Origin of the sequence: Nocardioides sp. (assembly GCF_047606145.1) — a bacterium.
GTDB lineage: Bacteria > Actinomycetota > Actinomycetes > Propionibacteriales > Nocardioidaceae > Nocardioides.
In genome coordinates, this window is record NZ_JASGET010000041.1 from 22,934 (window position 1) to 29,965 (window position 7,032).

Below are 7,032 nucleotides of genomic sequence, written 5' to 3' on the forward strand. Positions count from 1 at the left end.
GTGCACAGGCCCCAGCGCCACTTCCGTGGAGGTCCAGATGTCCAGCGCCGTTGTTGTCGATGCAGCCCGGAGCCTGTTCGGTCGGCGAGGCGGCATGCTCGCCTCGTTGCACCCCGCCCAATTGCTCGGCAACGTGCAACGCGGTCTGATCGATCGGATCGGCGTACCCGCCGAGGCGATCGAAGAGGTCATCGGCGGCTGCGTCACGCAGGCCGGTGCCCAATCCGGTCACCTGGTGCGGACCGCCTGGCTGTACGCGGGTCTACCCGAGCGGGCGGGCGCAACCACGATCGACGCGCAGTGCGGCTCGGGCCAGCAGGCGGTGCACCTGATCGGCGCACAGGTCAGCGCCGGGCTGATCGACGCCGGGATGGCTTGCGGTGTCGAGGTGATGTCGCGGGTGCCACTGCTCGCCAACATCGGCGAGGGGGCGCCGTACGGGCGGCCCCGCCCGGACGACTGGAACCTCGACATGCCCACCCAGTACGTCGCTGCCGAGCGGATCGCGGACCGCCGCTGCTTCGACCGCGCCGACGTGGACGCCTTCGGGCTGCGCTCCCAGCAGCGGGCCCGGCGGGCCTGGGACGAGGGCCGGCTGGACCGGCAGATCATCCCGGTCCTACTGCCCAACGGCGCCACCGCCACTCGCGACGAGGGGCTGCGCGCGACCAGCCTAGAGGCGCTGGCCGGACTCGACCCAGTCATTCCCGCCGGACGGCACACGGCGGGCACGGCCTCGCAGATCTCCGACGGCGCGACTGCCGCTGTGATCATGTCCGAGCGGCGGGCTGCCGAGCTCGGCCTACGCCCGCGCGCCCGGATACTGCATCAGTGCCTGGTCGGCGCCGAGACCAAGTACCTTCTCGATGGGCCGATCACGGCCGGAGAGACACTACTGAAGCGTGCCGGGATGAGTGTTGCCGACGTCGATCTCTTCGAGGCCAACGAGGCGTTCGCCGCGGTGGCGATGTCTTTCCAGAAGATGCTCAAGGTGCCGGATGAAAGGTTCAACGTCAACGGTGGTGCGATCGCGCTCGGCCATCCGGTCGGCTCCACCGGCATACGACTGCTCGCCACCATCATCGACGAGCTCGAGCGTACGGACGGTCACATCGGTCTGATCGCCACCTGCGCCGGCGGCGCGATGGCGGCCGGCACCCTGGTGGAGCGCCTGTGACGACCCTCGGCGCGAACCCATTGGAGGTGCGTGCCGCGCTCACCGACGAGGTACGCGACCTGGTACTGGCCGCCGCCGTGACACGGGTCGAGGCCGACGAGCTGGCCGCGGTTCGGGACGAGGTGACTCGGCTGCGAGCCCGGCTGGAGGCTGCCGTCGCGGAGCGATCCGTCCGGCAGGCCTTCGAGTCGGCGCTGGACGCCGCTGCGGCCGGAGAGCCGTTCCGGGTCTCGCAGTACAACGCTTTCGGGATCCCAATCGCGATCGTCATCGCCGGCGAGACCGCGCACGCCGAACTGGTCGCCGACGCCCGGCACGAGGGGCCGCCGGACTGCGTGCACGGAGGCATCGCCGCTTGGCTGATGGACACCATGCTCGGACTGGTGATGCAGGCCCGCGGCCGGCGGGCGGTGACCGCGACGCTGGACATCCGCTACCAGCGGCCCACCCCGCTCGGGGCACTGCTGAAGCTCGAGTCTCGGGTCAGCGGTGCCCAGGGTCGCAAGGTCTGGATCGAGGGCTGGATCGAGGTCGATGATGTCAAGACCGTCACCGCCGAGGGACTGTTCGTCGAGCTCCCCGACGGCCGGCTCAAGCCATGACCGACGACGCCAACCGGCCGGCCTGGCAGCCGTTGCTGGAGGACCTCGAGCGGCGCCGTCGGGCGGCGCGCGCGATGGGAGGGGTGGACAAGCTGACCGCCCGTCGTAGGCCCGGCCGGCTGGATGCGCGCGCCCGGGTGGAGGAGGTCTGCGATGTCGGCTCGTTCGCTGAGCTCGGCCTACTGGCAGGCGACGGTGCGACTCCTGCCGACGCCTTCATCGCCGGCCGCGGCATGATCGCGGGCCGTACCGTCTTCGTCGGCGCCGAGGACGTCACCGTCGCCGGTGGGTCGATCGGCACCGCCGGCGCCACCAAGCGGGCGCGGCTATGCGAGCTCGCGCGGCGTGAGCGCGCGCCGCTGGTACTCATCCTGGAGGGCGCGGGCCACCGGGCCACCAACGCATTGCACCCGCACCGGCCGGCGCCCAACGATCTGCAGTTGATGGCCGACCTGATCGGCCGGGTACCGCTGGTCGTCGTCGTCGCCGGCCCGGCCGCCGGGCACAGCGCGCTGGCCGCACCGATGGCCGACCACGTGATCATGGTGGTCGGGACCGGTTGCCTGTTTAGCGCCGGCCCACCGCTGGTCGCCGTCGCGACCGGGGAGGAGATCGACAAGCTCACTCTCGGCGGGGTCGAGGCGCACGCGATCGCTAGCGGGCTGGTGCACGAGGTGGCCGCCGATGACCGAGCCGCGCTCGACGGGGTACGCCGGTTCCTCTCCTATCTGGCCGCTGGCGACGGTGCCGCGGTGTCGACACCGGCGGCCTCCGGTGACGTCGACGAGCGACCCACGGATGCATTGCTCGACCTGATTCCGCCCAACCCGCGGGCGCCATACGACATGCGGGCGGTGCTGGAGGCGACCTTCGACCGCGGCAGCCTGCTCGAGTCGGGACCCGACCACGGTGGCTCGCTGATCACCACACTGGCCCGACTCGGTGGGCGGCCGGTGGTGGTGGTCGCGAACCAACCGCTGGTCCTTGCCGGCGCGCTGGACGTCCCGGCGGCCGAGAAGGGGGCGCGCTTCATCGAGCGGATGACGGCCTTCGGGCTGCCGCTGATCCTGCTTGCCGACAACCCCGGCATGCTCGCCGGCAGCGCCGCCGAGCGTGCGGGGATCCTGCGGTCCGGCGCTCGGATGTTCCTTGCCCAGCACCGCGCCGATGTGCCCAAGATCCACGTCACGATCCGCAAGGCGTTCGGTTTCGGCAGCTCGGTGATGGGCCAGAACGCGTTCGACCGTCAGAGCCTCTCGTTGGCGTTCCCCACCGCGACGCTCGGTGGTATCCCGGCCGGGGTCGGTGCGGCGACCTCGAAGGCGGACGAGGAGACCCGAGATGCACTGGTCGCCAACGAGGCCGGTGGGCCGTGGCGATTGGCTGGGACGGTGTCCTACGACGACGTGATCGATCCGCGCGAGCTGCGCAACGCGCTGCTGGGTGGGCTGCGCGGGGCGCGGGACGGTCCGTCGTGAGTACCGGCGTCGAGCTCACCATCACCGCGGACTGGCCCTCGCTCCGCACGCTGCCTCCATCACCACCGACATCCGCGAGCGGTGTTGGTCGGTGGTGGCGCGCAAGGTCGCGGCGGACGTCACGGAGAGATCGGCCGAGCGCTTGCTTGATACAGTTCGCAACACCTGCCACTATTTCGAATAGAGATATTCTCGACCGGAAGTAGGAAGATGGAGTTCGAACTGGACGTCGAGCAGGAGGCCTGGCTTGAGGAGGTCCGTGCCTTCCTGCGCGAGCACGTCACGCCGGAGCTGCGGCGGGAGCTGGCCGAGCATGATCTGGAGTTCCCCGACGGCGAGGTGGCGGCGTTCCGCCGCAAGCTCGGCGAGCGCGGCTGGTTCGGCCTCAACTGGCCGACCGAGTACGGCGGGCTCGGCCTCGGGCCGATCCACCAGCACCTGCTGGTGAGCGAGTTCGAGTACTGGGGGGTCCCGGCACCCGATCTCACCGTGACCTCGGTGGCGCCGATGATCATGCGGCACGGCACGGAGCGCAACAAGGCCGAGTTCCTGCCGCCGATCGCGCGCGGCGAGATGGTCTGCGCCGTCGGCTACTCCGAGCCCGGCGCCGGGACCGACCTCGCCGCGCTGCGCACCCGAGCGGTGCTGGAGGGCGACGCCGAGACCGGCGAGTGGGTGATCAACGGCGCGAAGATCTGGAACAGCGGCGCCCAGCGCAGCACCCACGAGTGGCTCTGCGTGCGCACCGATCCGGACGCGCCGCGCCACCGTGGCATCTCGGTCATCATCGTGCCGATCGACGCCCCGGGTGTCACGGTCCGTCCACTGATCGCGTGGTCGGGCTACCGCACCAACGAGGTCTTCTTCGACGACGTCCGGGTGCCGGCCGGCAATCTCATCGGCGAGGTGAACCAGGGCTGGCGCTACATCACCGGCGCCCTCGACCTCGAGCGCGGCGCACTGACCAACTCCGGCGACCTGCGCCGCGCCGTCGACGATCTGCTCACCCTGGTGCGCGAGCCCCGGGAGGACGGTCGGGTCCCCGCCGAGGACCCGGAGGTACGCCACCGGCTGGCCGGGCTCGACGCCGACGTGGAGGCGGCCCGGCTGATGGGCTACGAGGCGGCCTCGCTGCTGGAGGAGGGCGTCATCCCCAGCATCGAGGTGAGCGTGGAGAAGATCTTCACCAGCGAGCTGCGCCAGCGGATCGCCACGGTCGCGCTCGACCTGCTCGGGCCGGCCGGCCTGCTGGCCCACCGCAGCCCGGGTGCGCCCGGCGAGGGCCGCTTCGAGCGGCTCTACCGCTCCGCGCCGTTGCTGCGCTTCGGGGCGGGGACCAACGAGGTGCTGCGCGACGTCATCGCGCAGCGCGGCCATCGGATGCCGTCGTACGGACGCTGAGGAGAGACGCCGTGAGACTTGTGGCCACCGAATCCGACCGTGACCTGCGGGCGGTCTGGCGGGAGCTGCTGACCGAGCGTGCCGGACCCGGCCTGTGGCCGGCGCTGGTCGAGGCCGGGGTGCTGGGTCTGCCGTTCGCCGAGGAGCTGGGCGGCGCGGGCGCCACCCTCGCCGAGGCCGGCATCTTCGCCGAGGAGGCCGGCGCGGCGCTGTGCCCCTCGGTCGTCTTCAGCACCTGGGCGTTCGGGATCGCGGTGGACCGGCTGGGTGGCGCATGGCGCTCCCGGCTGATCCCGCGGATCGCTGACGGCACGCTGCGCGGCACCGTGGCGATCGCCAGCCCGTGGGACGCCCGAGAGGTGACGCCGTCGCTGCAACTGACCGGCCGGACCGGGGAGAGCCGGGTCACCGGCACGTGCGCGTACGTCCTCGACGCCGATCTGGCCGACCTCGTGCTCGCCACCGCCGCGGCACCCGACGGCACGCCGGCCGCCGTGCTGCTCCGCCCCGGCGACGGCGTCCGCGTCGAGCCGATGCCGACCAACGCGGGTGACCGGTTCGCCCGGCTGCACGTGGGCGCATCGGTCGACGCCGCCGATCTCGTCACCGGAGTGGACGCCGCCGACGTACGCGTGGTGGCCCTGACCGTCCGCGCCCTGCAGTGCGCGCAGATGGTGGGCGGCGCACAGGCGGTGCTGGAGAGGACGGTCGCCTACACCTGCGGGCGGGAGCAGTTCGGCCGCCCCATCGCGGGCTTCCAGGCCGCGCAGCACATCGTCGCCGACGTCCACATCGCCCTGGCCGCGGCCCGACTGTGCACCCGCAGCGCCATCGCCGTGCACCTGGCCGGCAGGCCCGCCACCCGCGAGACGGCGATCGCGGTGATGCACGCGGCCCGTGCCTACCGCCAGGCGACGTTGCAGGCCCACCAGCTCCATGGCGGGATGGGCTACGTCGTCGAGACCGACCTGCACCGGTGGTCCGAGCACGCCCGCGAGCTCGGCGTCCTCGGTGGTGGTCCCGACGTGGCGAGCCGCTGGCTGGAAGAAGAGGTGTGTCGTGCCTGATCAGGTCTACACCGGACTGCGGGTGCTCGACCTGTCCCGCTGGGTCGCGGGGGAGTTCGCCACGAAGCTGTTCGCCGACTTCGGCGCCGACGTGGTGAAGGTGGAGCGGCCGGGCGAGGGCAGCCTCACCCGCGCCTGGGGCCCCTTCCCCGGCGACGTCCCCGACCCCGAGCGCAGCGCGCTCTTCCTGCACCTCAATACCAACAAGCGCTCCCTCGCGCTCGACCTGCGGGACGCGAGCGACCTCGCCACGCTGCGCGCGCTGATCGCCGGCGCCGACGCGGTGGTGGAGTCGTTCCGCCCGGGCCACCTGGAGCGGCTCGGCATCGGCCCGGAGGCGATGAGCGAGCTCAACCCGCGGCTCGTGCTGACCCGGATCAGCGCCTTCGGCCAGAGCGGCCCCTACCACGACCGCGAGGCGACCGGCCTGGTGCTGCAGGCGATGGGCGGCCCGATGAGCTCGACCGGCCAGGCCGACTGTGCGCCGCTGCGCAAGCCGGGACTGCTGGAGCACTACACCGTGGGGCGTACGGCCGGGGAGGCGACCGCCGCCGCCCTGCTGCGCGTTCGGCGCACCGGGCGTGGCGCCACCCTCGACATCTCCGGGCAGGAGGTGCTGCTGGCCGGTGCCGACCGGCGGGCGTCCTACCTCCTCGCCGCGGCGTACTCCGGGATGAGGGCGCCCCGCGGCGCCCGCAGCCCACACCGCCACGGCGCCACTTTCACCGGGCCCTTCCGGGCCAAGGACGGGTTCGTCATGGTGTACGTCACCAACGTCGCCTTCTGGAACCGGCTGGTGCGGCTGATCGCCGCTGACGACCCGGAGTTCCAGGAGGCCTACCTCGATCGCCAGACCGTGCGTGGAGAGGACCGCGACCGGTTCATGGCCTACGTCGCCGACTGGTTCGCGGCCCGGCCCAAGGTCGAGATCATGGAGCAGGCCGAGGCCGCCCGGATCCCGATCACCGCCTATCTCAGCGTCTCCGAGGTCGTCGCTCATCCGCACTTCCGCGAACGCGGAGTCTTCGTCACGGCCGACCACCCCGCTGCCGGACGGCTGGAGTACGTCGGCGCGCCCTGGCGGATGGCGAACGGCTACGCCCTGCGGACGCCGGCGCCGCTGCTCGACCAGCACGGCGCCGAGATCCGCGCCGAGCTGGCTGCGCACGAGGAGGCCCGCGCATGAGATTCCCTAGGTCAACCTCAGGCGGCAAGAAGTTGCATGGCGCCTCCGTGGGGTTGGGGGTTGTAGGCGGTGTTGGTTTGCCAGCAGCGCCAGATCACGCGGACCCATGCTCGGGCCAGGA

General features: G+C 71.9%; 6 protein-coding genes. All 6 read left to right on the plus strand.

The window, feature by feature from the left end:
• Nucleotides 1-37 precede the first annotated feature (37 nt).
• The 6 genes from QM638_RS06120 to QM638_RS06145 all read left to right on the plus strand — a co-directional run bounded on the left by QM638_RS06120 (nt 38) and on the right by QM638_RS06145 (nt 6,911).
• On the plus strand, nt 38-1,177 hold the full coding sequence (locus QM638_RS06120) for a steroid 3-ketoacyl-CoA thiolase (RefSeq protein ID WP_415141066.1): 1,140 nt from the start codon (nt 38-40) through the stop codon (nt 1,175-1,177).
• Nucleotides 1,174-1,779 (plus strand): PaaI family thioesterase, encoded by a 606-nt coding sequence (locus QM638_RS06125; RefSeq protein WP_415141067.1) that lies wholly within the window; start codon nt 1,174-1,176, stop codon nt 1,777-1,779. Before QM638_RS06120 ends, QM638_RS06125 begins: the two co-directional genes overlap by 4 nt.
• Entirely contained in the window at nt 1,776-3,257 is a 1,482-nt protein-coding gene (locus QM638_RS06130; protein WP_415141068.1) for an acyl-CoA carboxylase subunit beta, read from the plus strand. Before QM638_RS06125 ends, QM638_RS06130 begins: the two co-directional genes overlap by 4 nt.
• Nucleotides 3,258-3,467: 210 nt before the next feature.
• Entirely contained in the window at nt 3,468-4,658 is a 1,191-nt protein-coding gene (locus QM638_RS06135) for an acyl-CoA dehydrogenase family protein (RefSeq protein WP_415141069.1), read from the plus strand.
• Nucleotides 4,659-4,669: 11 nt separating this feature from the next.
• Nucleotides 4,670-5,725, plus strand: a complete 1,056-nt coding sequence (locus QM638_RS06140) for an acyl-CoA dehydrogenase family protein (RefSeq protein WP_415141070.1) — start codon at nt 4,670-4,672, stop codon at nt 5,723-5,725.
• On the plus strand, nt 5,718-6,911 hold the full coding sequence (locus QM638_RS06145) for a CaiB/BaiF CoA transferase family protein (RefSeq protein ID WP_415141071.1): 1,194 nt from the start codon (nt 5,718-5,720) through the stop codon (nt 6,909-6,911). The genes QM638_RS06140 and QM638_RS06145 overlap by 8 nt, the downstream gene beginning before the upstream one ends.
• Nucleotides 6,912-7,032: the final 121 nt, after the last annotated feature.

What these genes read in the sequence shown, in the direction of transcription:
- QM638_RS06135 (WP_415141069.1), top strand. Translation starts at nt 3,468, where the DNA reads ATGGAGTTCGAACTGGACGTCGAGCAGGAGGCCTGGCTTGAGGAGGTC.
- QM638_RS06130 (WP_415141068.1), top strand. Translation starts at nt 1,776, where the DNA reads ATGACCGACGACGCCAACCGGCCGGCCTGGCAGCCGTTGCTGGAGGAC.
- QM638_RS06120 (WP_415141066.1), top strand. Translation starts at nt 38, where the DNA reads ATGTCCAGCGCCGTTGTTGTCGATGCAGCCCGGAGCCTGTTCGGTCGG.